The sequence below is a fragment of the Paenibacillus sp. V4I5 genome (assembly GCF_030817255.1).
GTDB lineage: Bacteria > Bacillota > Bacilli > Paenibacillales > NBRC-103111 > Paenibacillus_E.
On record NZ_JAUSZB010000002.1, the window covers coordinates 1,320,537 to 1,345,876 of the forward strand.

At 46.8% G+C, this 25,340-nt stretch carries 22 protein-coding genes and 1 pseudogene; 2 read left to right on the forward strand and 21 right to left on the reverse strand.

Annotated elements, in window-relative coordinates; translation table 11 throughout:
* Positions 1-184 precede the first annotated feature (184 nt).
* From QFZ78_RS08195 to QFZ78_RS08215, 5 genes and pseudogenes are all read right to left on the reverse strand, one after another.
* Positions 185-1,162 carry an AAA family ATPase gene (locus QFZ78_RS08195; RefSeq protein ID WP_307546543.1) on the reverse strand — a complete coding sequence of 326 codons (978 nt, stop codon included), beginning with the start codon at positions 1,160-1,162 and terminating at the stop codon, positions 185-187.
* Between the two features lie 163 nt (positions 1,163-1,325).
* Positions 1,326-1,406: pseudogene (locus tag QFZ78_RS38475) on the reverse strand (antibiotic biosynthesis monooxygenase family protein); the annotation flags it as partial.
* Between the two features lie 50 nt (positions 1,407-1,456).
* Entirely contained in the window at positions 1,457-2,083 is a 627-nt protein-coding gene (locus QFZ78_RS08205) for a histidine phosphatase family protein (protein WP_373461010.1), read from the reverse strand.
* 24 nt (positions 2,084-2,107) lie between these two features.
* Positions 2,108-3,109: a lipoate--protein ligase gene (gene lplA, locus QFZ78_RS08210; protein ID WP_307546547.1), complete on the reverse strand. Its 1,002-nt coding sequence runs from the start codon at positions 3,107-3,109 to the stop codon at positions 2,108-2,110.
* 19 nt (positions 3,110-3,128) lie between these two features.
* A complete protein-coding gene (locus QFZ78_RS08215; RefSeq protein ID WP_307546549.1) occupies positions 3,129-3,605 on the reverse strand; it encodes a GNAT family N-acetyltransferase in 477 nt (158 codons plus the stop codon).
* 142 nt (positions 3,606-3,747) lie between these two features.
* Here QFZ78_RS08215 and QFZ78_RS08220 point away from each other — a divergent pair, with 142 nt between their 5' ends.
* Positions 3,748-4,545, forward strand: coding sequence for a GNAT family N-acetyltransferase (locus QFZ78_RS08220; protein WP_307546551.1), 798 nt, complete (start codon positions 3,748-3,750; stop codon positions 4,543-4,545).
* Positions 4,546-4,580: 35 nt separating this feature from the next.
* The gene (locus tag QFZ78_RS08225; protein ID WP_307546553.1) at positions 4,581-5,450 is read left to right on the forward strand and encodes an SDR family oxidoreductase; all 870 of its coding nucleotides are present in this window, start codon (positions 4,581-4,583) and stop codon (positions 5,448-5,450) included.
* Positions 5,451-5,521: 71 nt separating this feature from the next.
* On the opposite strand, the gene QFZ78_RS08230 is transcribed toward QFZ78_RS08225, so the two are convergent.
* The 16 genes from QFZ78_RS08230 to QFZ78_RS08305 form a co-directional block, all read right to left on the reverse strand.
* Complete coding sequence (locus QFZ78_RS08230) at positions 5,522-6,217, reverse strand: YdcF family protein (RefSeq protein ID WP_307546555.1); 696 nt, start codon at positions 6,215-6,217, stop codon at positions 5,522-5,524.
* 5 nt (positions 6,218-6,222) lie between these two features.
* A complete protein-coding gene (locus QFZ78_RS08235; RefSeq protein WP_307546557.1) occupies positions 6,223-6,882 on the reverse strand; it encodes an alpha/beta hydrolase in 660 nt (219 codons plus the stop codon).
* Between the two features lie 46 nt (positions 6,883-6,928).
* Positions 6,929-7,660, reverse strand: coding sequence for a peptidylprolyl isomerase (locus tag QFZ78_RS08240; protein WP_307546559.1), 732 nt, complete (start codon positions 7,658-7,660; stop codon positions 6,929-6,931).
* Between the two features lie 129 nt (positions 7,661-7,789).
* Positions 7,790-10,342 carry a transglycosylase domain-containing protein gene (locus QFZ78_RS08245; RefSeq protein ID WP_307546561.1) on the reverse strand — a complete coding sequence of 851 codons (2,553 nt, stop codon included), beginning with the start codon at positions 10,340-10,342 and terminating at the stop codon, positions 7,790-7,792.
* Between the two features lie 143 nt (positions 10,343-10,485).
* Positions 10,486-10,725, reverse strand: coding sequence for an RNA chaperone Hfq (gene hfq, locus QFZ78_RS08250; protein WP_307546563.1), 240 nt, complete (start codon positions 10,723-10,725; stop codon positions 10,486-10,488).
* Between the two features lie 64 nt (positions 10,726-10,789).
* Entirely contained in the window at positions 10,790-11,758 is a 969-nt protein-coding gene (gene miaA, locus QFZ78_RS08255) for a tRNA (adenosine(37)-N6)-dimethylallyltransferase MiaA (RefSeq protein ID WP_307546566.1), read from the reverse strand.
* Positions 11,752-12,528: a class I SAM-dependent methyltransferase gene (locus QFZ78_RS08260; protein ID WP_307546568.1), complete on the reverse strand. Its 777-nt coding sequence runs from the start codon at positions 12,526-12,528 to the stop codon at positions 11,752-11,754. Before QFZ78_RS08260 ends, miaA begins: the two co-directional genes overlap by 7 nt.
* A gap of 4 nt (positions 12,529-12,532) precedes the next feature.
* Positions 12,533-14,569 (reverse strand): DNA mismatch repair endonuclease MutL, encoded by a 2,037-nt coding sequence (gene mutL / locus QFZ78_RS08265; protein WP_307546569.1) that lies wholly within the window; start codon positions 14,567-14,569, stop codon positions 12,533-12,535.
* A gap of 5 nt (positions 14,570-14,574) precedes the next feature.
* A complete protein-coding gene (locus QFZ78_RS08270; RefSeq protein ID WP_307546571.1) occupies positions 14,575-16,011 on the reverse strand; it encodes a S41 family peptidase in 1,437 nt (478 codons plus the stop codon).
* Positions 16,012-16,048: 37 nt separating this feature from the next.
* On the reverse strand, positions 16,049-18,676 hold the full coding sequence (mutS, locus tag QFZ78_RS08275) for a DNA mismatch repair protein MutS (protein WP_307546573.1): 2,628 nt from the start codon (positions 18,674-18,676) through the stop codon (positions 16,049-16,051).
* 481 nt (positions 18,677-19,157) lie between these two features.
* Positions 19,158-20,624 (reverse strand): putative amidoligase domain-containing protein, encoded by a 1,467-nt coding sequence (locus tag QFZ78_RS08280; protein ID WP_307546575.1) that lies wholly within the window; start codon positions 20,622-20,624, stop codon positions 19,158-19,160.
* Positions 20,625-20,769: 145 nt separating this feature from the next.
* The gene (locus QFZ78_RS08285) at positions 20,770-21,336 is read right to left on the reverse strand and encodes an outer spore coat protein CotE (RefSeq protein ID WP_307546578.1); all 567 of its coding nucleotides are present in this window, start codon (positions 21,334-21,336) and stop codon (positions 20,770-20,772) included.
* 114 nt (positions 21,337-21,450) lie between these two features.
* On the reverse strand, positions 21,451-22,410 hold the full coding sequence (locus QFZ78_RS08290; RefSeq protein WP_307546580.1) for an aromatic acid exporter family protein: 960 nt from the start codon (positions 22,408-22,410) through the stop codon (positions 21,451-21,453).
* Between the two features lie 70 nt (positions 22,411-22,480).
* Entirely contained in the window at positions 22,481-23,323 is an 843-nt protein-coding gene (locus QFZ78_RS08295; protein WP_307546582.1) for an ABC transporter permease, read from the reverse strand.
* On the reverse strand, positions 23,316-24,089 hold the full coding sequence (locus QFZ78_RS08300; RefSeq protein ID WP_307546584.1) for an ABC transporter ATP-binding protein: 774 nt from the start codon (positions 24,087-24,089) through the stop codon (positions 23,316-23,318). Before QFZ78_RS08300 ends, QFZ78_RS08295 begins: the two co-directional genes overlap by 8 nt.
* Before the next feature lie 49 nt (positions 24,090-24,138).
* Positions 24,139-25,152 (reverse strand): ABC transporter substrate-binding protein, encoded by a 1,014-nt coding sequence (locus QFZ78_RS08305; RefSeq protein ID WP_307546586.1) that lies wholly within the window; start codon positions 25,150-25,152, stop codon positions 24,139-24,141.
* Positions 25,153-25,340 lie beyond the last annotated feature (188 nt).

Below are 25,340 nucleotides of genomic sequence, written 5' to 3' on the forward strand. Positions count from 1 at the left end.
CATTGTGTAGGAAATGCTTGGGAAAGTCAATTTGCAGGAACGGAGAATTCGATTATACCCGTGCGTTCGCATCTGAAGAAACAAAAAACCGAAAGACCTTAGGCCTCTCGGTAGCTTTCCACCTATTTTAAGTAAATAAACTTTGTCCTATATAACTTAGTTAAGTTAAATCGCTTTATTAATTTCATTTAAATTTCATATCTTCAGGCCTTATTGACATCAATTCCAATTTGGAAGGCGCGTTTACATATTGACTTAGTAACCTTACCGCTTGATGCCGCATCGCTTTCTCCAGAATGTTTCGAACATACCTCGCATTACTAAACGCACGCCATGTAGCGGCTTTCTCATCGGTTAAATGCTGCTTTAGCTTCACCAACGTTTGCGGAAGAAGAACATATTCTCTCTCTTTTGCCATAAGCTCAGTAATTTGAATCAATTGTTCAATCGGATAGTCCTCGAAATCGATTTGAATGGGAAATCTTGAAGGAAGCCCTGGATTCGTAGCCAGAAATTGCTCCATTTCGTCGCTATACCCTGCAAGAATCAGGATGAACTCATTCTTCTTATCCTCCATACCTTTGACCAGAGCATCAATGGATTCTTTGCCGAAATCCTTATCTCCTCCACGTGCCAGACTATAAGCTTCATCAATAAAAAGAATGCCGCCCATCGCCTTCTTCATCAACTCACGAGTCTTAAGAGCCGTATGTCCAATGTATTCTCCCACCAGATCTGCACGTTCCACCTCAATAAAATGACCCTTGCTCAGAACACCCATAGCATGAAACATGCGGCCCATCAGTCTAGCCACTGTCGTTTTACCAGTTCCGGGGCTTCCTTTGAAAATCATATGGTAGACGTGCGCATTGCTGAGCAGACCGGCTTCTGCGCGAAATTGCGAAATTTGTAAGAGTGCATAGATTTCATGCACCAGCTCTTTGACATTATCAAGGCCAATCAGTTGATTCAGCTCTTTGAAAACATCCGAAAGCGGACCCTCTAGCGGCGTCTTCTTTCCTGTGAGCTGCGGCTCGGCATCGGCTAGCGGCGAAGCGTGAGTCTGGCTGCCTGCTCCATCAACGGCTCGCCTATGCATGCCAGGCTCTGGCTGCCGTAAGACGATGTTGATCTGTCTGGATGGCAAGCTTCGACCACTCATGAGGATCACCTCGTTTACAGGATGGTTTGATGGTCGTATCAATCCATCCTACGCTCGTTTGATGCATTTTAGACCGCAGCAGCCGTTAATGATACTTTTGAGACAGCGAATAATGTTCGACCACCGGAAATGGGTCATAGAAATGGTGGAGTAGCTACCGTCATTCTTGATACTCTTCAGAACCACGGAAGCCTTCGGTGTGATCCTCTAGTGTTTCCCAGTGAACGAGCAGCAAGTATTTATTGCTATCCTTGATACACGTTTACAGATAATTCCTCCTATTGATATTGTAGTTTAGAAACCGAATGCTTCCTCTTGAAAATGGGATGTATCTCCATGAAGCCGGATATGAGGTTCTTTATCCATCATTTCGACAAGACTTAAGCATGTAGGGTGAAAATAAGGCGGGTTCCACAAGTCTGCTAGAGCTCTTCGCTCGAAGTAAGCCATGATAATTTTCAATGTGACTGTGTGTGAAATTAAGCCAATTGTTTTTCCTGCATGTTCCTCTAACAGCTGCACAATTGCAGGTATGACGCGAGCTTGTAAATCAGCATAGGATTCACCTTGCGTTGGTCTATACAGATCAGGCGCATTCCAGAATGCATGGAAGTTGTCAGGATCCAAATTTGCAATTTCTGCCGAAATCCGTCCTTCCCATGCACCCAGATTCATTTCTTTCCATTCATCCGAGGTATGTATCGCCAATTCACGTGAACCTTTCACGATATTCGCCGTTTGCAAAGTACGACCGCTGCTGCTCGCACATAGAACATCAAAGTGAACCTCCTTCAAAGCAGTTGACAACCAGGAGGCTTGCTGCTCTCCTAAAGTTGAAAGTGGTGAATCCAAGTGACCTTGCATTCGGCGCTCCACATTCCACATCGTTTCCCCATGTCGGATTAAATAAAGCTTTGTCATCGGCAGCATTCCCCCATTCACGCACTAATTAAACATCATTAAAGCCACAAAAGACTCCAAATCCAGCGCACCAAAGTAACGCTGCAATCCCACGCCTGACAGCTGTTCTCGTACGGCAGACTCTTCATACCGCGAACCACGCAGCGTTTCCTCTAGTTCTGCTACATCGCTAGCTCCGAAGAAGTCTCCATATATTTTTATATCATGAATATGACCTTGTTCAATATCTAAACGCACATCTATTGTTCCGACGCCTTCGAAGCGTTTGGAGTTTTGCACTGTACTTTTGGGTGATTTCCCGTAGTTCCAGTCCCAGTTTTGATAGCGTTCCTCAGATAGTTCGTGAATCCGGACCCAGTCCTCCTCAGAGAGCTTGTACATGGGAACTTCCGACTCCTCGGAACTAAAAATAGAAGCCAGCAGCTTATTTCGAAATTCCTCCATCGTAATAGGCTCGCTTAGGAACTCTATTATGTTAGCGACCCGGCTGCGAATCGACTTAATACCCTTGGACTGAATCTTATCCAGATTAACCTTAAGGGCAGATACAACGTTTTCGATCTCTGAATCGAAGAGTAGTGTTCCGTGACTGAACATCCTGCCCTTCGTTGCAAATTGTGCATTGCCCGAAATTTTGCGCTCACCAACTTGGATATCATTTCGGCCTGTTAAAGCCGCTTCAACCCCAAGCTTACGGAGTGCTTCAACAACGGGTTCAGTAAACTTTTGAAAATTGTGAAAAGAATTCCCATCATCCCGGGTAATGAAGCTGAAATTCAGATTGCCCAAATCATGATACACGGCTCCGCCACCTGATAATCTCCGAACCACATGAAGGTTATTTTCTTTGACATATTCGAGATTGATTTCTTCGAGTGTATTTTGATTTTTGCCAATAATAATGGAGGGTTCGTTGATATAAAATAGTAAGTAACTCTCCTCATTTGGGAGTTGTCTCAGGGCATATTCCTCAATAGCTAAATTAATCCGAGGATCTGTGATGCCTTCATTATCGATAAATAGCATAATCATGCCCCTTCAGTTATTATCCTATCGTGGTCGTCATAGTGCGATTTAAGGTAAACATCCCTAAGGATTTATAAAAAGCAATGGCACGCTCATTAAATTCCCATACGTTTAATTCTAGTGAAGCAGCTGAGCGTTCCCTAGCCCAGGCAATAGAAGCTTTATAAAGCTTTGTACCAATGCCCTGACGCAGATAGTCTGGTGAGACCGCTAGTTCATTTAAATACGCAAAGGTTCGAGGAACTAGCGCTTCATAGGTAGGAGATTTCTTCATCTCCAGCATAGCTACACCAATGACCAAGCCCTCTTTCTCCGCGACTAAAATCACTTTGTTCTGTTGGTCTGAAAAACTTCGGTACCAGCCCATAGCAACAACGTGATCCAACCTGGCAAAACGCTCAGGCAATGCATCCGCATGTTCTTCTTGTCCTACTCGAATGATGGCATTTACGGCCTCATAATCTTCTAATTGTGCGGTACGAATGATGAGTTCCAAGAAAAATCCACCTCCTGTTGTTTCATAGCTTACATCAAAGGATGATATTTTTCCACTTTGACGGAGTGCGATTATGTATATACATAACTCTATAAATTTATTTATAATATTGGAAACTTACTTGAGAAGGGGATCGCTAGAAATGAACGAAAAAATTGACTTTTATATCGCCATCGATACAGTGGCTTCAAACACGTGGCCTGCTGAATCATCCATTTCCATTGACAATTGGCTCCTACGGGCTTCCCAAGGTGTCACTAAACGTGCCAACAGTGTGCTTGCCATTGGCGAATATCCAAACGATCCTAATTGGCTTGCGAAAATAGAGCAATTCTATCAAGAACTTGGTTTACCTGCAATTTTTCATATTAGCGACGCTTCTCCTGAAGGTCTGGATGAAATTCTTCATACAAAAGGATATGTGCTAGAAACACCATGTCTGATGATGACTGCAGCCAGTCGGCAAGTTTCCGATAACGCAAACAATAAGATGATGCCTAATAAGTCGTCCATTCAAATGGAATGGGCAGAAGCAGCAGATGTAGAGTGGCTTGACGCTTTCCTCATGCTTGAACAGTTTCCCGAAGAGCGCAGAGGTTTCTATAGCGGTCTATTTGAGCGGATGCCCTCTCCGAAAGGGTTTCTCAAGCTGAAACTAAATGACCAAATCATCGCGTTAGGTACGGCTATTGTAGAGGACGAATGGGCAGGTTTTGTAAATGTCGTTATCCATGAAGGCCATCGAGGCAAAGGACTTGGGTACGTCCTCATGCACGCACTGACGGAATGGAGTTTAGAGAACGGTGCAACCAACCAATATTTGCAGGTTGTTACTTCCAATAAACCCGCTGTAACCTTGTATGAAAAGCTCGATTACCAAGCCAGATATGGCTATCATTATCGAATTAAGTATGATTTGCAGCCCCTTGTATCATCCTAACAAAGAATTTGTCTAGGATGAAAGGAGCCATACACATGGCAACAGCAACAGAAAAGAAACCAGCATTCCCGTCCCAGCATCAGAATCAGCAGCCAGGCATTGAATCACAGATGAATCCTCCTCCTGTCTTTGAGCAATCTGGGTATAAAGCAGCCGGCAAGCTAAAGGATAAAGTCGCCCTGATTACAGGAGGCGATAGCGGAATTGGCCGTGCGGTCGCGATTGCCTATGCCAAAGAGGGTGCAGATGTTGTATTGGTATATTTGAACGAACATACGGATGCGGAAGAGACACAGCGTCATGTCGAAAAGGCAGGACGAAAATGTCTGCATGTCGCGGGAGACATTGGCGACGAGAATTTCTGCAAGCAAATCATTGAGCAAGCTATCGGGAAGTTTGGCAAACTCGATATCTTAGTAAACAATGCAGCAGAACAGCATCCTCAGCCTAGCATCGAGAATATCACTTCGGAGCAGCTGGAGCGGACGTTTCGAACCAATATCTTCTCTTTCTTTTATTTGACCAAGGCTGCACTTCCCCACCTTAAAACCGGAAGCGCAATTATCAACACCGCTTCTATTACCGCCTATCACGGTCATGAACAGCTGCTCGATTACTCCGCTACGAAAGGGGCTATTGTCACCTTCACGCGCTCCCTATCTCTTCAGCTGAATGCAAAAGGCATTCGTGTTAATGGCGTAGCTCCAGGTCCGATTTGGACGCCTCTCATTCCTTCTACGTTCACCGCAGAGGAAGTAGCCACGTTCGGCTCGACTACACCAATGAAACGTGCCGGTCAGCCAGGCGAGCTCGCTGCCAGCTACGTTTTCCTCGCAAGTGAGGATTCATCCTATATGGCTGGTCAAATCTTACATGTGAACGGTGGAGCCATTGTAAACGGATAACCAAGGCAAAATAAAAAAGCATGACCAGCAAGTGGGTATTTCCCGCTTACAGGTCATGCTTCTTTGCTATCTCAGATGCCAGCCAACAACAACAGCTTTGTCAAATACCACTTCGTATAAGCTAGCGTTTCTCTCGCTTCGTGGTAAGGCATGAAGAGCACCTCAGACTTCGTTGATGAAATGAGAGGCTGCTTCAAGCCGATCGTTTCCGCGATATCAAGCGAACGAGATCCATGAAATTGATGGGTCATAATAATCGAACTCTCAAGACCCTGCTCGTCCATAATTTGCTTGCTGTAAAGCAAATTCTCATAGGTACTTGTCGCCCGCGGCTCTATCAAAATGCTTTTGGCAGGAAGCCCTTTTTTAACCAAATAATTACGCATTCCCTCCGCCTCCGTTAGTTTGGAGCCGTTATGATCTAGACCTCCGGAGACGATTAATTGTTTGAACCGCCCCTCTTTATAAAGATCAACAGCCAAATCTAGACGCTCCTGGAGACCAGGACTCGGGATATCTTTGCGCAAGGAAGCGCCAAGAACAATACCAACGTCAACTTGTTTTGGCAACGTTTGATCGGGAGCGATCTGAACCTTCCACTGGATGTAGACGATCCAAGCGACAAGCAAGAGGAACACGGTAACTACGATTCGGAACACTTTCACAAGCATACGGTTGAACGTAGATTTTCGCTCAGTTCGTCGGCGTTTTTTTGGTGTTGGAGTGATGGCTCTTTGTTTCTTATTCATGCTTGGCTGTACAGTCATCCTTGCTACTCCTTATCCAAAAATGCACTAACTTGACGAAACAACGTGCCTGCATCCTCACTCAGACATATCAAATGATTAGATCTGGAATGCCAATGAAGCTCGCGCTGTCCTTTAAGCTTACTATAGATGTATCGCGCACTTTGCGGATGAATTACCTGATCTTTTTCAGACTGAGCGATGAGTGTTGGTATGCTTACCTGACTTAGTTCTGGTTTCAAATGCCGAACAAGTCGCGTAAACTGCCAGGTAGCTCGTAGCGGCGTGGATTTCGCTTTCATAAAGTTGATTTTCCTTTGATACTTCCACTCATCTCGAATGACATCCAGCATTCTTCTAGGACTGACGTAAATGACTGCCGTGTTCAAAAGGATCAGTCTACGAACTGGATATCGAACAGATAAATAAGCGGCCAGCAGCCCCCCCATCGAGAAGCCTACCATATCAAATGTCCCATACTGGATCGTCATTCTCTCCGCATGCTCTTCAGCTTCGCGTACCCAATCTTCCCAATGCGATGCTCTTAATTGTTGATGGGATTCTCCGTTCCATGGGAGTCTCGGAACCTCACAAAGCTGCCCGCGTTCACGTAAATACCGAGCTAACGGCTCAACCTCATAAGGTCCACCGGTGAATCCATGGAATAATAAACATGGTTTTTTCACGCGGTTCTCTCTCCTATCCATCCTTCAATGTTTAGAATATGATATTCTATTTTTCTTTAATGGCGATCGCGTTAATCGTTACTTTTTCTTTTGGCTTGCTTGGTGAGGATTCGCCACCCATCTCAACAGGTGTTTCGGCAATTTTAGCTATGGTTGCCATACCCTCTGGTGTTACTTTACCGAAAATTGAATAGTTAGGTTGTTGATTTAAACTTTTTGCACAATCTTCTCCCGAACAAATGAAAAACTGACTGCCATTCGTATTAGGACCGGAATTCGCCATCGCGACAATGCCGGGTTCATATTTATGCGAAGTTTTCAGCTCATCTGCAAACTTGTAGCCGGGGCCGCCTCTGCCTGTTCCAAGCGGATCTCCTGTTTGAATCATGAACGATTTAATAATGCGGTGAAACGTCACATTGTTATAAAAGCCTTCTTTGGACAGGAACACAAAATTGTTAACGGTCTTCGGAGCTTCCTTAGCAAACAGATCAATGGTAAATGTTCCCTTAGACGTTGTTACTTCAGCTTGATACGTTTTGTTCGGATCGATCGTCATATCTGGCGCTTTGCTCCATTGCTTAGGAGCTGCAGTTGGCGATGCCGCTGGTGATGCTGCAGAAGAAGCAGCAGGTGCCGTTGCACCGCTCTTAGGCGTTGCTGTGCCGCCGGCAGTTTCAGTAGGTTTGTTGCCGCAGGCCGACGCGATTAAAGTTAACGCGATCAACGTAAGCGGGAGAAGCTTAGTAGGTTTAAGGATGTTGAAAGGCACGTTCATTGAAAATTCCTCCGTCAATAGTATGTAGGTTTAGTGTGGGACCCGCGAATTGCGGGTCTAGTTTTATTATATAGCAAGTTACAGTTAAAACTAAAATAGTTGCTGTTTCTCCATATAAGTAACAAGTTACTATAACTTCGGCACAATAATCTGTCCCCCGTTTTGCTTGCCATCCTTCGGCTTTTCCTCGGTACCATCAACCGGCTTGTTAGCCGGTGACGGAGTAGGACTAGGAATTGGACTGATGCTGGAACTTGGAGTCGGACTAGCGCCAGGCTTAATGGTGCTTCCGGGCGATGGCGTAGGCTTCGTACCCGGTGACAGCGTTGGCTCTAGAGGATCCTTACCAGGAGATGTAGACGGCGAGACCGAAGGTGACGGCTGGCTTCCGTCAGGAAGTGTACCATCCTTCGGTATTTCGACGGAAACTACATTCGACTTGGCACCTTCCAAATTTGAGTCCAAATTAATCGGGACAACGTAATATTGATACGTCTCTTCGCTGCTAACAGTCGTATCATTCACCTCAGGTGTTGCCGATTGAATCAGCATCTTCGGCTCTGTGTCTTTGGTACCTTTCCGGAACAGCTGATAAGCGATCTTCTCTCCTAGTGAGGTCCAAACTAATTTAACAGCCTTCGTTTCAGGTGCATACACAGCAGTTAAATCCGTAATCCCTTTTGGCGGTTCCGTTAGATTAGGCACGCCATCAGGCTTCACGAAATTCGTCACAGGTCGGCCTTCTAAGGACTTCGACATCACTTCTTTAAAGATAGCCGACGGGCTTCCGCTGCCGATTGTGACATAGTGCTTCGCATCCACTTTATCGAAGCCTTCCCAAACGGCTGCTGTCCATTCAGGCGTATAACCGACAAACCAAACATCACGATCATATTGTTCAATGCCCTTGATGTCCAGTCCAGTTGTACCCGTTTTGCCGGCAACAGGACGATTGAATTTCGCTTTGGTCCCCGTACCGCCTGGTTCAACAACGCCCTGAAGCAGCAGCGTCATGTAATATGCTGTTTTAGGTTGAATAACCTGTTTCTTCTCTGGCTTATAAGCGGCGATTTCCTTACCTTGCGCATCCGTAATGCGTAGAATGGCATGCGTTTTATTTTGCAATCCTTGGTTAGCAAAAGCTGTGTATGCCGTTGCCATTTGCAATGGAGAAACGCCATCCGTAAGTCCGCCCAACGCAATGGACAAATTCTTGTCCTTCTGTTCATTGAGAGGAGCCCCGATTTTTTTGGCAAAATCAATTGCTGAGTTCACTTTAATTTGATCTAATAACCAAACAGGAGCCAAATTATAGGACTTTTTGACTGCCTCAAACATCGTTACATGCCCATGCGTCACACGGTCATAGTTACGGGGGGAGTAAGTCCCGTTACCGAAAGACGTCTGCGTATCATCCATGATGGAATACGGCGTATACTTCCCGCTCTCCAACGCTGGACCGTAAGCCGCTATCGGCTTATACGAAGAGCCTGGCTGTCTTTTGGAATACACGCGACTGAAGCCTCTTTGTTTGTAATCCCGGCCGCCTATCAGCGCCATCAAACCGCCTGTTTTGTTATCCACAATAACCATGGCACTCTGAATCTTTTGACCATCAGAAGCATCCTTCTGGAAAAAGCTTGGATTTGCATAAGTCTGCTCCATCACTTTTTGCGCTTTCGGATTCATAGTCGTATAGATGCGGTAGCCTTTGGTCAGCAATTCATCTTCATCGATGCCATACATATTTTCAGCTTCATCCACAACATAGTCCAAGAAAGACGCGTAATCCTTCGTGCCTTGACTAGCTGCTGCTGGCGGAACATAATCCACTGCTGCGGCTTCCGCACGCTCGGCCTCTGTAATATAGCCTTGGTCGGTCATCAGCCTAAGAACGACAGCACGACGTTCCTTCGATAAGTCAGGATGAGCAAGCGGCGAGTATCTCGACGGAGCCTTCGGTAAAGCTGCGAGTGTAGCCATTTCCCATACTTTTAATTCATTCAAGTTGGATTTCCCGAAATAAACCTTGGCTGCCGCTTTAATGCCGTAAGCGTTACTACCAAAGAAAATACGATTTAAATATTTTTCAAGAATTTCATCCTTACTAAACCGTTCATCCAAAGCAAAAGCAATTGACATCTCCGTCGCTTTACGGAAAGCGGTTTTCTCGGAACTCAGAAATACGTTCTTAGCGAGTTGCTGGGTAATTGTACTCCCGCCCTCTACAGCACTCATATGAATAATATCTGTGACAAGTGCTCTGCCAATGGCTCTTAAATCAACACCCGCATGCTCGTTAAACCGACGATCTTCCGTTGCAATGAACGCTTGCTTTAATCGCTCTGGAACATCCTTGATGTTCACACTTTCTCGATTTTCACCTTTATAGATTTTACCAATTTCCGTTGCAGGCTTATCTTTGCCTTCTTCTTGCGCATAAATAAGCGTCGATTCACTGGCCGTATCAATCTTATCAATGTTGTTATCGAGAATTCTGAAGCCGCTCATAATAACGACGATATAAATAGCCATTGCACAGATAATAGCCAGAATGGCTGCAATAATTGAACCCATAATAAATTGGCGAACATTAAATCCCTTTTTCTTTGAGCCCTTGCTGCTTCCTTGCGGCTTCGTCTTTGTATTCGCAGTTGTTTGCCTTTTCGTAGGTTTCTCCAAATCCATCGACTCCCTCGTTGTTCATTTCTCTATGTTGTAACCAACAAAAGAACAACCTTAAACAAGGTTGCTCCCACAAGTTTCTATTCAGTTAGACGATTCAGTCCATTAAAAAGTTGCAAAATTGAGAAACGAAGAGCGGATTACTCTGCTGCTTCAGCAGCAGCCATTAAAGAAACAGCGCGTTGTGGAGTGAAGGTAGAGATAGCATGTTTGTAAACCATTTGTTGACGGCCTTCACTGTCAATGATGATCGTGAAGTTGTCAAAAGCGCGAATTAGTCCTCTGATTTGAAACCCATTGGTTAAATATACGGTAACGGGAATGCTTTCTTTACGTAGTTGATTAAGAAAATTGTCCTGGATATTAATGGATCTGTTCATCAGTGGTCCCCCTTAATGGAATGAAACTATCGCCAGAAGGCGCTATTTTCTATTGGTGTATTTGTTAATTATATTCAATTTTATGTACAAACTTTCCTGCTAGTATATCATTAATAATTTGGAAATGGGCAGAAAAATTTGCTGATTCCGTCACATCCACCCAATGAATGTCTTTCATATGCCGAAACCATGACAATTGGCGCTTAGCAAATCGGCGCGTGTCACGCTTGAGCAGCGTTACCGCTTCCTCTAAACTCAATTCACCTTCCAAATAGCTGACGATTTCTTTGTAACCGAGTGCTTGCATGGAAATCGCCTGTTTTGGACAGCCTGCGGCTAGAATCGATTGAACTTCCTCGATAAGCCCCTCCTGCATCATCGCATCGATACGTTCCTCAATACGCTTGTACAGCCGTGAACGATCCATCGTCAATCCAATGATACATAGTTCGTAGGGAGACTCTTTTTTCTGGGACGCCAAATGGGTTGTCATCGTTTCACCAGAGATATAATAAATCTCAAGAGCTCGTATTACGCGTCTACGATCGTTGGCATGAAGTCGATTAGCGCTCTCAGGATCAATTTCACGCAGCTTCTGATGCAGCGCCTCGTCCCCATGCTCAGTGGCGAACGCTTCCTGCTCTTGGCGGAACGCTTCATCCATACTGACTTCCGTGAATTGATAATCATAACACACAGACTCGATATAAAGGCCTGTACCTCCAACAATAAATGGAAGCTTCCCACGCGAATGAATGTCCAGTATCAAAGCCTTTACACGCTCTTGAAACTCCGCCGCCGAAAAGGGATAAGAAGGATCATGAATATCAATCAAATGATGCGGGACAAGCTTCTGCTCCGCTTCACTCGCTTTGGCTGTTCCAATATCCATACCTCGATACACCTGCATGGAATCTCCGGAAATAATTTCGCAGCCAAACTTCTGCGCAATTTCTAAGCTTAGCTTGGTCTTACCAACTGCCGTGGGACCTAGTAGCACGAGTAATTTCGGCTTGGCTGATGGGGCTAACACAGTCGAATCACTCCATACGTTGTTTTGGTCGTCGATCGCAATACATGCTCGAACCCGAGCCGGGCAAATTCTTTACTATCTCTGTTTTCTTTGAGCACAATGCTCTTGCGTGCAACTCTTTTAGCCTCTTCGATAGATGCCATACTGACAGCTTCATCGTTCGCATTGCGTCTAAGATGAGAGATCGCTTGAGATTCCTCAATCGGACTGCGAAACATCGGATCAAAATAGACAACATCTACGCTTTGCGGTGCCAGTTGCTGCAAATACGCGAGGTGATGTGTCTTTCTAACCGTGATGCGCCTCATTGCCTCGTTAAGCTCGGGAATTTCCGATTCATAAACGGCTAAACCTTCTTGAATCAACATAGCTGGAATCTTTTCGCTTTCAAGTGCCGTGACGCTTCCCAGTGGGCCAACAGCAAAGGAGAACACGATAGAATCCGACGCTAATCCTGCTGTACAATCCACGATATGATCGCCAATTCCTGTACCGGAAGCCTCGATTAATAAGTCGGCCTCGCCTCGCTGCATACGTTTGACACGAACAAGGGCCATACTGGGATGAAAAAAGTACGCAGGTTGGTCATCTCCATAGTACCTGATCTCATCTCTGGTCACAAGCAGAACGGAATCATCCTTATAATTATTCCTAAGATGTTCCAAAGAATACTTCCTTCGGGACACGACTCGGCCGCCATACGCAGCAGCCAATCGCACTGCTTTGTCCAATAAATCACTGGACGGATTATACGAAGTTGTCACTAACACGGGTTTACATCACTCTCTTAAACATTTTTTCCAGTTCATAAGTCGTAAAGCTGACGACGATTGGCCGTCCATGCGGGCATGTGTAAGGGTTACGGCACCCTGACAGCCGGTCGATCAGCGTTTCCATCTCAAGAACACTTAATCCTTGATTCGCTTTGATCGATGCTTTGCAAGAGCACATAATAGCCGCCTTTTCTCTTAGTTTGGCGATGTCCACAGCCTTTTTTTCGCTGAGGACCCACTCACACATTTCTTCGACGATCCCCTTCTCTTCTCCTGACGGAAACCAGTGTGGATGCGCACGGACCAGAAATGTATTCCCTCCGAAAGCCTCCATATACACGCCTGCCTGCTCAAAAAGCGACAGCTTCTCGGCAATAATACCTGCTTCTGATGGTGTAAACTCTAAAGTAATAGGGACGAGTAATTCTTGGCTCGCCTCAGCAGGATTGCCAAAACGCTCGTAATAATATTCATAATTAATTCGCTCATGCGCAGCATGCTGATCAATCAGGAACAGGCCTTCTTCGTTTTGGGCGACCAAATAAGTGCCATGCATTTGACCGATCGGGTCCAATCTTGGAAAAGCGGGAAGCATAGGAGCCTCGCCTTCCTGTTTTGAAGGAAGTAGGTCCATGAACGCTTCGTTCGTCCGGCGCTGCTGCTGGATGGACGTACTTCTGGCATTGCTTACAGCAGGAGATGAGTAGCTGTTGTTTGATGACGATGACGGACGGCTCGAATAGGAAGCTCCCGAAGCTCCTGAAGCTGTGGAGCTTCTTTGCGGTTCTGCAGCAGGTGGCCGGGAAGTTGACACCGATTCTGGTCGATACGATGTAACGGCCTCCTTCACTTGCGGCAAAAGCATGCTGTCCAAATCCACGGATACACGTTGTATCGTAGAATCAGGAAGCGATGTAGGTATCGCAGCTGAAGCTGCCGGCGTTGATGAGCTTAATCCAGCTCCTGGCTCAACCGTTCTTGTAAGCTCAAGCTGCTCTTGTACGTATGCGCCTTTCGGGGCTGCTGGCTTCATCCCTTGCGGGATCAGCACCTGCCTTCCAAATAGCCGCTTCACTTCGGCTTCGATTAACGCGGTTAGCTCCGCTTCTTTACTGAAGCGGACCTCAAGCTTAGATGGATGCACATTCACATCCACTAAGGCAGGATCCATCCCGATGTGCAGCACAGCTACGGGATAGCGGTTGATCGGCAGCAGGGTATGATATCCCTGCAGCAGCGCTTGATTCAGCGCGAAGTTGCGCACGTAACGACCATTCACAATGGTCGAGATGCCGCCACGGTTCGCGCGGGTCATTTCGGGCTTCGCCACGAAGCCCGAGATCGTATAATCCAAGCTTTCCACTTGGATAGGAAGCATTTGTTTGCCGATAGCCGTGCCGTAAATGCCGGCGATGACCTGTAGCAAGTCTCCGTTGCCCAACGTTTGAAGCAGGAGATTGCTATTATGTTTCAACGAGAAGGCGATGCCCGGGTGAGCCAACGCTAATCTATACAAATAATCAGAGATATGGCCAAGCTCGGTCTGGATCGTTTTCATATATTTCAACCGTGCCGGTGTGTTATAAAATAATTCCCTCACTGACACTTCGGTCCCACGTGAAGCTGCCGTTTCTTCGACACTGCGAATCGTGCCGCCTTCAATGGAAATTTTCCGACCTAATCCATCGTTCGTAGAGCTAGTTACGCACTCAAGCCTAGACACGGACGCTATACTCGGCAAAGCCTCGCCACGGAAGCCTAATGTTCGTATCGAGAATAAATCTTTGCTTGTCGCAATTTTACTTGTGGCATGACGCTGAAAAGCTAATTCGCAATCTTCCAAAGCCATTCCAGAGCCGTTATCGGACACCCGAATCAGCTGAAGACCGCCCTCTTCAATCGTCACATCAATCCGAGTACTGCCGGCATCCACCGAGTTCTCGACGAGTTCTTTCACCACAGAAGAAGGTCGTTCAACGACTTCCCCTGCGGCGATTTGGTTCGCAATATGTTCGCTTAAGAGCTGGATTTTACCCATAATTCTTAGTTCCCCTTTACAGCACGGATGGAAACATTCTCCCCTTGATCCTTCACTTGGAGCTGTGGAAAATAATCATCGAAAAGATCAACATTGACGTAGCTAGTCCCATTTTCAATGATTAGCTTGTCCGCCTCTACAGGAATGGCATGCGTTCCTTTAGTATCAGAAATATCGACCGTGCGAGTCGCCTCGTTCCATGTAATCGAAGCTCCAACAAGTGCCGCTAGGCCGCGTGTTGATGCGTATAATTTTCCATTTTCATGGAAATTCCCGAATCCACTTCCTATTTCTACGCCGTTATAGGTTACTTTGTGCTTGGAAATCTCGACGTTAATATCTGTGATCCCTACTGTCTGTAATGCGGTAATCAATTGAGCAGAAGTCCCGTCCACTTTGATGTCCGGTGTGATCCCGACTTTGTTCACTTTACGCTTATTCGGCGTTAAGTACTCTTCAACCGTCACTTTCAGCGCACTGTCTTTATCCAATTGATAAAGTTGTTGTACACTTCCTTTGCCGTACGTTTGCATACCGATCACTTTGGCAACATTGTAGTCCTGCAGAGCGCCTGACAGCACTTCCGAAGCGCTTGCGCTATACTCATTGGCTAAAATGTAAACAGGAATAGACAATTCCGTTCCGCCCGTGATTAACACTGGATCATCCACACCATTGCGGTCTCTTGTATGAATCAGAACGCCTTCTTTGACAAAATGCTTGGCAATGTTCTGAGCCGTATCCACAAGACCTCCTGGATTATTACGAACATCTAGAATCAAAGATTTCAAACCATTTGCCTGCAGATCCGTAAGCTGTTTACCAAAATCCTCGTCCGCATCGCTTGAGAAATCCGTTATTTGAATGTAACCAACACCATTCGTGAAGCTCTTGCTATACACTTCAGGTACATTGATCCCTTTACGCGTAATCTCGACGGTTAATTCTTTATCACCGCGTTGAACCGTAACATTAACCTTCGTCCCCGCTACACCAACGATTTTGTTTCTGACTTCATCAATAGAGGTCGTAGAAGCAGGAGCGCCATCCACGGCACGGACATAGTCATCGCGCTGCAAGCCCGCTGATTCGGCAGATGAACCTGCAAACACCTCGGATAAATACACGCCTTTGTCATCAATTCCGATTCGAGCGCCCATACCAACATAATTATTTTCTAAGGAGCTGGAGAACTGACCGTACTCTTCTTGGCTGAAAAAGACGGTATATGGGTCCTTCAGACCTTCTACCATTTGCTTAATGCTTTGATTGGCTAGCGCTTCTTCTGTTATACCACTCACATGCAGCTTGCCAATGATTTCTCTGACTTGCTGTGTTTGTAAATCTTCTTGTGCCGAAGCATTCAAGGGTAGAATCGTTATAAGAGCCGACGCCAGTGCTAGGGTAACCTTCATAGTTTTCATTCTTGGTTGATCTTTCATGTGCGACTCTCCTCGAATATATAGTAGGGAAGCAAGCTTATTGCAGCTTTTGCTTCCATTCGTATACTAAATTAAGCGCCTGCAACGGCGTCATATTGATTAAATCGATCCCTTTCAGCTGGTCGAGCACCAGCTGAGATTTGCTGTCCGGCTGCTTCTTCTTGACAGCCGTGTTTGCCGTGCTGTCCTCAGCGAAGAGGGACAGCTGCTGTATGGGAGCTGCCGCTTGCGGGACGGCAGCTGTCGCTGCAGCGATCTGCGCAGCACCCGCCGCCCGCTCTTCAAACCCATTCAGCAGCTCATAGGAGCGCTGAATGATGGCATTGGGCAGCCCCGCGATTTCGGCACAGTAGATGCCGTAACTCGTACTCGCTGCCCCGGGAATAAGCTTGCGCAGGAAGGTCACCTGCCTGCCGCTCTCTTTCACGGCCATGCAGTGATTGCGCAGATGCCCGAGGCTTTCTTCCAGATGCGCAAGCTCGTGGAAATGCGTCGAAACGAGCGTCTTGCAGCCGATCCGGTCATGCAGGAACTCGATGACCGCCTGCGCGATCGCCATCCCTTCCCCGGTCGAGGTGCCGCGGCCGAGCTCATCGATGATGACGAGGCTCTTGCTGGTCGCTTTCTCAGTCATCACTTGGATGTCCATCATCTCGACCATGAACGTACTCTGACCGCCGATCAGATCATCGGCAGCACCGATCCGCGTAAAGATGCGGTCGGTGACCGGAATGCGCGCAGATCTGGCAGGTACGAAACAGCCAATCTGCGCCATCAGACAGATCACGGCCACTTGCCGCATATATGTACTCTTACCGGCCATGTTCGGTCCGGTAATAAGCAGTATGCGGCCCTCATCCAGCAGCAGGCTCGTTTCGTTCGCGATGAACGAGCCGTCTTGAATGACCGCCTCCACTACAGGGTGGCGGCCTTCTTCAATCTCGAGATCGAAGCCTTCGCCGATCTCCGGCTTGCGGTAGTGATGCGCCGCGCTGACCGTGGCCAGCGACTGATAAACGTCGGCGGTAGCAATCACTTCCGCCAGCTTCTGTAATCTGGAGATATGCTCGGAGATCCGGTCGCGAAGCTCCGTGAACAGCTCATACTCCAGATCGATCATTTTATCCTGCGCTTCCAGAATGAGCGCTTCTTTCTCTTTGAGCTCTGGCGTTACGTAGCGCTCGGCATTCGCAAGCGTCTGCTTGCGCTCGTAGCGGCCTTCCTGCAGTGCGGACATGTTCGCCTTGGTGACCTCAATAAAGTAACCGAACACTTTGTTGTAGCCGATTTTAAGCGACTTGATGCCCGTCGCCTCCCGCTCCTGACGCTCGAGCTCCGCGATCCACTGCTTCCCGTTCTTACTTGCTTCCCGGAGTTGATCTAAGTATGGCTGGTAGCCTTCGCGGATCATTCCGCCATCCCGAATGGATACAGGAGGCTCGTCCTCAATGGCACTAGCAATCCATGACATAACATCTTCACAGGCATCCATATTTTCGACGAGTTTACGAAGCGTTTCGGAACCGGAAGCTGCACATACTTCTTGAAGCAGCGGAACCTGCTGCAAGGAGTGCTTGAGGGCGATCATATCGCGGGCGTTGGCATTCCCGTAGGAAATACGCGCAACTAAACGCTCCAAATCGTAGACTTCCTTCAACGCTTGCTTCACATCTTCTCTGATAATGAGCTGATTATAGAGCAGATTAACAGCTTCTAGACGCTCTTCTATGCGTGATACGCTCATTAGCGGCTTTTCGATCCAACGGCGCAGCATCCGAGCGCCCATCGCTGTTACGGTTTTGTCGAGCAGCCAAAGCAAGGAACCTTTTTTGGCGCGTTCACGTACCGTTTCAACGAGTTCAAGATTTCTACGCGTAAAAGGGTCCATCGTCATGAATTGATCAGGCTCATATACTCGTATATGCTTCACGTGGGTCAATGCTCGTTTTTGCGTTTCTTTCAAATAAGCAAGCAGCAAGGCAACGCCTTGACGGTTCAGAGCGGATAAAGCAGGCAGTGCGGCATCCTCAGCAAAATGCTCATCCAGCAGCTTTTCATCCACTTGCGTCCACTCTGTTAGCACCGTACTGCGTCCCCAAGTGAGGCCTGTTTCCCGAATTGTCGTTAACAAGGCATTATTCGTAATAATCTCCGAAGGGTTGTATACATTGAGCTCATCAACGACGAGTTCCCATGAGTTAGAAAGCCGTGTTGTATATAGCTCCCCCGTTGAAATATCGCATGCTGTAAAGGCATAACCGTGTTCCTGACTCACTAGGGAAACGATGTAATTGTTGCTCGATTCGCCTAGAAGCTTGCTATCCATAACGGTCCCCGGCGTAACGATACGAACAATCTCACGTCGCACCACACCTTTGGCTTCAGCAGGGTCTTCAACTTGCTCACATATCGCGACTTTATACCCTTTCTCGATTAACCGAGACATGTAATTGTCCGCCGCGTGATGAGGGACACCGCACATAGGGATTTTCTCGTCGCCGCCGCCTTCTCTACCTGTTAACGTAATCTCCAACTCTCGTGAAGCATTGATCGCATCATCAAAAAACATTTCATAGAAATCACCCAGACGAAAAAACAAAAAAGCATCCGGGACTTGCGCCTTCACGGTCAAGTATTGCTGAATCATCGGCGTATATTGGGCCACCTTGCGTTCCTCCAACCAATCACTATATTCATTATCAAAATCTATGAAATTACCAAACTTCATTTTCATATGTGGACAAAAAAGAATGTCAGAGGCTTCAATAACCCAGCCTTCTTCAAAGAGAAAAGACAAGTTTAAGCCTGATGCTTACTCTAATTGGATGAGGAGAGTTATTGAGCTTTGACTAATTAAGTAAGTTTGTTCCGAGTCGGTTAAGAGCCCCTAAAGACTGCTATCCATCCACTTTTATCGCTTTTAACCAAAATAGAAGCTTCTGGAGGCTCTTATTTAATCAAATACGCTTGATTTTCTAATGAATACCGGAAATAAGAGCCTCTAAAGACTGCTATCCATCAAACTTGCATCACTTATATGTAAAATAGCAGCTTCTGGAGGCTCTTATCTAACTGTAAATGCAGCATCAAAATGGGAATCCCAATGCAAAGACTACAACCATTTCAAATCTCTTATAGATACACTATTATAACATGATTTGTTCTTCAAAAGCTTCTTTACGATGGTAGGGTGCAATTTTCCAAGCTTTGCGAAAATCAGCTCTTTCGTTCCATGGCTCCATTGAGGTGATTCTTTCTCGGAGACGTTCCAAAACCGCGGCGAAAAGGTCATAGCCCTTCAGCTGCTCAAGATCCTGCCAAAGCTTCGCGACTATGGCTTGAAGCCGTTGCTTATCCCCACGATAGTAGGCTGCTTGAATATCCGGTTCCTGCAAGGGCTGCCGAGGCAGCAACCAGTAATTGTCAGCAATGAGCGAGGCTAGCGCGAACACACCGCGCGTAATATCAGGCGACTGCATCCAGCTCGGCAGGGTGCGGTACTCGAAGCCCCCATGCGACTTCTTGCGGAAGTCGCCAAGGAAGCCGTACCGAGGGCGTCGCTCCCGTGTCGTCTCGCCCTCGATCAAGATCAAGGGCAGCGCGAGGTAGTTATCGAGCGCGCGCAGTAAATGCCCATTCAGCCAGCAGCGGCTGAAGTGGATATGTCCGCCGAGGGGGTAGCCCCCCACCGGCATGCCGCCTGAGAGCCACGAGAGGCTCTCGTCGTCGATTTTCCGCGCGGCGAGCTGCATCGTAGACCGCAGGTTCCTCGCCAGCTCGCGCGGGTCTGTGCTTGGCTGCGGCCGAAGCTCCGCCAGCGGCAAGATCAAGCGATGCCCGCTGAGCACGACGGCATCGCAGCCGACTTCGCCGTCCCGCGTCAGGAAGCGGTCGGCGAAGACGACTTTGCCCTGCGGGCTGAGCAGCAGGAACTCCGGGTCGCTGCCGAGCATCGCCCGCTCCTTGCGCCCCAGTTCCTTCGCGATGGCGATCTCATAGCGATCGATCGCCTGCGCGAATAACTGCGCCAGCTTCCCGTTCAGCTTAGGAACGGGATCCACATCCAATACCAAGGTGTGCCCGCTAGGCAGCACACCTATGGTGACAAGGCCATAGTCTAGGCCGAGCGCATAGACAGCTTTTACAGACTCACGGCAGGCCCTACGGACGTGAAAATTCGCTCGATCTGGTGTAACTTCTATGTAAGCTGAGCTGGCATTTAATTGTCTTTGATCATAGAGAGCTTTCTCTGATAACAGAAGCGTCTCCTTCTTCTCATAAACAACCAATGTCTGTAGATGAAATACAGCTACCTTATATTTATGTGTAAATATCAACCTTTCTTCCTTGGCACTTCGGCCATTCAGCCAAGCTACCGTCTTGATGCCGTGCAAATGAAGCAGTTCTTCCCGCTTCGAACGCGTCTGTGCCCTAAGAGTCGCCCTGATGGGCTGCAGCGCCGGCTTCTGCGGCCACTCATCATGAGCAGCTCCCCAATGAATGACGACCTGACCTCGCCAATCGACCGGAAGCCTTGATCCACTGGGTATGCGAATGAGATTCGCTAACTCCAGCGCTTCTTTTTCCTGTGCGTGCAGTAAGAATGTTTCCATCCATTTTGCCCCTTCTCCGTTCTCATTCCATCCTCACAGTCCCTGCATCTGATAGAACCGCCCATTTATTGAAATAAAACAAAAAAGAGGGCAAATGCCCTCTGCCGAACCTCTTTCACCCGCATACACTGGCGTATAAGATTCCTTAATCCAATTCGTCCTCAAGCAGATCGGCGTCCAGATCCTCGAAATCTCCATCGCCGCTGTCATCGAAATCTACATGCTTGTCGTCGAAGTCATTGCAGCCGTTGGTGCAAACGACTACACAGACTTTCGTTTCGGCAATTAGCTCGACTGAGAACTCGCGTTCTACCCGAATGATGACGCTGTCGCCACTTGAAGAGATACTAGCTTCCACACAGTTAGGCTCTTGCGTCGCGACAGCAGAAACTTCGGCTGTCGTCGGCTTATGTTTTTTGTCCAGATAGCTTAGCCCAACGATTTCTACATAAGAAACGGTTTCTTTTGCTACGTCTGTTTTGGTGTTACGATCGTAAGAATACCAGATGTTGATATCGTAAGTACCAACTACCTCTACGCCCTCTCCGGATTGGATCGCCTCGAATTGATTATTAATAATCCAAGCGCCCAATATACTGGTCGGAGAAAAGGGCGGAGTCACGGTATGACTTACATGCGAAAATTTGCGACCTTTACCGCAGACAGCCTTTGTAATGATCTCTCTGCATTGCAAATCTTTATCTAATGACATCCTTTCAACCTCCTCCATACAATCATTCATTACAAGTGTATGCAGGACAGTAGTCTAGAGTGACAATTATTTTATATTATTTTTACGATATAAAAATACTCATATCTTTAAGAGTCAACCCGCCTCTGGGCGCTGTTTTTTTTGCTTTTTGGCGATAGATAAGTACTGCATAAGCTCCCTGTTAAGCTGTAAAATGGCAGATCGCACCTCGAATTCTCCTCGGCTTTCTGGCAAAGGCAGCTGTTTATATCGAGCATCCAATGCTTGTAATTCTTTCTCGGCATCACCAGTATAATAGTCTTCCTTGACTGATTGACTAATATCTTCAAGAATCGCTGCCACCCACTCTCCCTGCGGCAAAGTTTGATACACCTGGGCAACTAAATCGATCATCCGGTGGATCGACTCCAATTGCTCACCCCTCATAAAGAAATATACCTGCAAGTAGGGGTCCCCTCCGAAAATGAGTGTATTCTCCATCGTACGTTTAGCCAGCCCTGCCCCTTGATCAATCTCTTCACTTACTTCCAAAAGCTCTTTGCCATCCCAGACAACGGTATTGTCTCTCAAATGCTTAGCCATGTTTATGAAAATATCTGAGAATAGCGCCTCGATTCTTTGCTTATGCCCTTCGATCGCTTTATCCGTCTTTGGCATATAGGCGATATTGATGAGTGTCGCTGTACCCAATCCAATGAGCAGAAGATATATTTCATTCAGAACCGCCGTCCATCCGGCAGATTCATAGGCGAAGAGATGCAGCATGACAACTGCCCCGGTCACCGCACCCTCCGTAATCCGCAGCCGATGCAGGACGGGAAACACGACGAGGATGAATATACTGACAACCCACACATGGAACCCCAATACCATAAAAAGAAGAGAGCCTGTGAGAAGTGCGAGCATGGAAGCTGCGATCCGTTGAAGTGCGCTTTGAATCCCTTTTTTCTTCGTTACTTCTATACCCAGAATAGCGAGAAGCCCCGCTGCCGCTGGCGATTGTATCTCGAATACGTGCGCTAGATACATCGCTATAACGACCGCTAGCGCTGTTTTGAGCACACGAAAGCCCATAGCTTTTTCACCTCTTTGCTGGTTTTAACTATGGGCTCATTATTTCATTTTGGGCAAAATGTGGCAAGACTTATCGATATTTTGTCATTCTTTTTTCCAAATTGGACACAATTTGATACATAACTGTAGCCACAATGGCAATGACGAACAACGTAGAGATAACTAGTGTAAAATTAAACACTTGAAAACCGTATATAATCAAATACCCAAGACCCATTTGCGATACGAGAAATTCGCCTACGATCACACCGATCCATGCGAGGCCTACATTCACTTTCAACGTCGAGACGATGGCGGGGAATGAAGCGGGTAAAATAGCTTTTAAGAACACTTTGCGCTGATTACCCCCCAATAAAGTGACGACCTTCACATAGTTGGTATCCACCTCTTTGAAGCTCCCGTAAACGACTAGGGTTGTGATAATAACTGTTATCGAAAGTGTAGTTGCAATAATCGAAAGCAAGCCAGGACCCAAACCTACAATAAATAACGGTCCAAGCGCTACTTTTGGCATACTATTCAGCACGACAATATAAGGATCAAGCACGCGGGAGAGAAACGGCGACCACCAAATCACAACAGCTAACGCCGTACCGAACAAAGTGCCTAACACAAAGCCGATAATGGTCTCAACAACCGTTACGCCCACATGCGGAAGGAGGCTGCCATCAAGGAGTTTATCCCAGAGCAGCTTGAAAACTTTCGTTGGATAACTAAAAAGCAGCACGTCGATCCACTTTAAACGGGCCGCCATTTCCCAGAAGAAAAAAAACAACAGTAGGATGGCTAGTTGAACAAGCCTTACATAGTTCGTTTTCTTTTTCCTTACAGCCAAAAATTGCTGATGAACATGCTGAGTTAGCTTGTCGTCCGCGTTTTCGTTGAGACGCGCCTGCTGCTGATCATCACTCATGATGCACGCCCCCAAACTCCTGCCAAATCATTCGAAATAGTACATGGAAATCGGGCAGTTCCCGTGCTGCGAAAGGCACGGAAGACCGAATATCCTGCGGAATTATAAATTCTTTGCGAATTCGTCCCGGATTAGGATTCAGCACAATAATACGATCACTCATCGCTATTGCTTCAGAGATATCATGTGTCACGAGGAGTGCAGTCTTCTTCTTCGCACGTAGAGTCTCTACAACCAAATCCTCCAATTGTAGCTTGGTTTGATAATCGAGCGCAGAGAACGGTTCATCCAGCAGAAGCAGTTCAGGCTCTGTGGCTAATGTTCGTACTAATGCGACTCGCTGACGCATGCCCCCGGATAGCTGAGCGGGATAATAATCTTTGAAGCCGAGCAGCCCCATCTCATTCAATAAATGAAGCACACCCTGTTTCTTCTCTTTGCTTAACGTTCCTGTGATTTCTAAACCCATACAAGCATTATCTTCGATCGTCCGCCACGGGAATAAATAATCCTGCTGAAGCATATAACCCACCCTTGTCGATGGACCGTTCACGATCCCTCCCGCAACAGTCACAGTGCCCACTGTCGGACGAATGAGCCCGGCAATGATCGACAAGAGAGTTGTCTTCCCACAGCCACTTGGGCCGATCAAACTAACGAATTCACCCCGCTGGATAGCAAAATTGATTTGCTCTACAGCAAGTGTTGCTCGCTCCTCGGTCACATAAACTTGCGTCACGTCTTTTACAGTCACAGCTATATCCATGTTCGTACTCCCCTCTTGTTCGATTCATCGACATGCCTAATGCTGATTCCTAGGGTTTTACGTTCGATTTCGCTTTCTCTGCAAAGGAATTGTTCACTAGCTTTTTCCAAGCTACCTTTTCTTTTAACTCACCTGCGGAAGTCATCACATCTAGCAAATTGTTCCATTCTTGTTCATCAACAATGCCATCTGTCGCAAATGATCCTTGATCCTTATAGCGCTTGACAACACTTTTTACAATTTCGACATCGATATCTTTAAAATAAGGCAGAACCGCATTCGTGATTTCATCCACACTTTTCGCTGCAACCCAAAGCTGCGCACGTTGTACCGCATTGGTAAACTTCTGAACTGTACTTGCATTTGATTTTATGAAGCTTTGCTTGGTCATAAATACCGTGTAAGGCAGATGTCCGCTTTCCACACCGAAGGAAGCCAAAACGAAGCCCTTTCCTTCTTTCTCAATAATGGAAGCTTGCGGCTCGAAGAGCTGTACATATTCCCCTGTTCCCGATGCATAAGCGGATGCGATATTAGCAAATTCGATATTCTGAATGAGCTGGAGATCCTTTTGCGGGTTGATATTGTGCTTCTTCAACGTGAATTCGCCTGCCATCTGAGGCATGCCGCCTTTTCGTTGACCGAGGAAAACAGAACCTTTGAGCGAGTTCCAGTCGAATTTATCCACTTTCTTCCGAGCAACTAGGAAGGTACCATCCGTCTGTGTCAGCTGAGCAAAGTTAATAACCGGATCATCCGAGCCTTGTTGAGATACATAGATCGAAGTTTCCGATCCTACTAACGCTACATCAATAGAGTTTGATAGCAAGGCTGTCATCGTCTTGTCGCCACCTGGTGTGGTGGTCAATTCAACATCAAGCCCTTCATCCTTGAAAAACCCTTGCGATAAAGCCACATACTGCGGTGCATAAAAGATGGATCGCGTGACTTCACCAATACGAACCTTTGTTATTTCTTCGCTTTTCGTTCCGCACGCCGAAACGATTACACTGAGCAGTAGGACGGCGGATAATGTGAATCCCCATCTTTTCCGATTGTTCATAGACGTCCCTCCGATAAAAGTAGTACTGTATCCTATGCAGGAGCCCAGAAGTCGGTTAATATTGTTTTTCTGATTCCACACTATATGTAAATTGTTCATCAAATTTATGTGCGAACGTGCTTTGGTGAGCATAACCTGCAAATTGTGCAGTTAATTTAGACTCATAGGGGCAATTGATGTTCGATCCA

Excerpts from the sequence above, each read along its gene's own strand:
- QFZ78_RS08195 (WP_307546543.1), bottom strand. The coding sequence starts at position 1,162 with ATGAGTGGTCGAAGCTTGCCATCCAGACAGATCAACATCGTCTTACGG.
- QFZ78_RS08205 (WP_373461010.1), bottom strand. The coding sequence starts at position 2,083 with ATGACAAAGCTTTATTTAATCCGACATGGGGAAACGATGTGGAATGTG.
- lplA (WP_307546547.1), bottom strand. The coding sequence starts at position 3,109 with ATGCTATTTATCGATAATGAAGGCATCACAGATCCTCGGATTAATTTA.
- QFZ78_RS08220 (WP_307546551.1), top strand. The coding sequence starts at position 3,748 with ATGAACGAAAAAATTGACTTTTATATCGCCATCGATACAGTGGCTTCA.
- QFZ78_RS08225 (WP_307546553.1), top strand. The coding sequence starts at position 4,581 with ATGGCAACAGCAACAGAAAAGAAACCAGCATTCCCGTCCCAGCATCAG.
- QFZ78_RS08230 (WP_307546555.1), bottom strand. The coding sequence starts at position 6,217 with ATGACTGTACAGCCAAGCATGAATAAGAAACAAAGAGCCATCACTCCA.
- QFZ78_RS08240 (WP_307546559.1), bottom strand. The coding sequence starts at position 7,660 with ATGAACGTGCCTTTCAACATCCTTAAACCTACTAAGCTTCTCCCGCTT.
- hfq (WP_307546563.1), bottom strand. The coding sequence starts at position 10,725 with ATGAACAGATCCATTAATATCCAGGACAATTTTCTTAATCAACTACGT.
- mutL (WP_307546569.1), bottom strand. The coding sequence starts at position 14,569 with ATGGGTAAAATCCAGCTCTTAAGCGAACATATTGCGAACCAAATCGCC.
- QFZ78_RS08270 (WP_307546571.1), bottom strand. The coding sequence starts at position 16,011 with ATGAAAGATCAACCAAGAATGAAAACTATGAAGGTTACCCTAGCACTG.
- QFZ78_RS08280 (WP_307546575.1), bottom strand. The coding sequence starts at position 20,624 with ATGGAAACATTCTTACTGCACGCACAGGAAAAAGAAGCGCTGGAGTTA.
- QFZ78_RS08285 (WP_307546578.1), bottom strand. The coding sequence starts at position 21,336 with ATGTCATTAGATAAAGATTTGCAATGCAGAGAGATCATTACAAAGGCT.
- QFZ78_RS08290 (WP_307546580.1), bottom strand. The coding sequence starts at position 22,410 with ATGGGCTTTCGTGTGCTCAAAACAGCGCTAGCGGTCGTTATAGCGATG.
- QFZ78_RS08295 (WP_307546582.1), bottom strand. The coding sequence starts at position 23,323 with ATGAGTGATGATCAGCAGCAGGCGCGTCTCAACGAAAACGCGGACGAC.
- QFZ78_RS08300 (WP_307546584.1), bottom strand. The coding sequence starts at position 24,089 with ATGGATATAGCTGTGACTGTAAAAGACGTGACGCAAGTTTATGTGACC.
- QFZ78_RS08305 (WP_307546586.1), bottom strand. The coding sequence starts at position 25,152 with ATGAACAATCGGAAAAGATGGGGATTCACATTATCCGCCGTCCTACTG.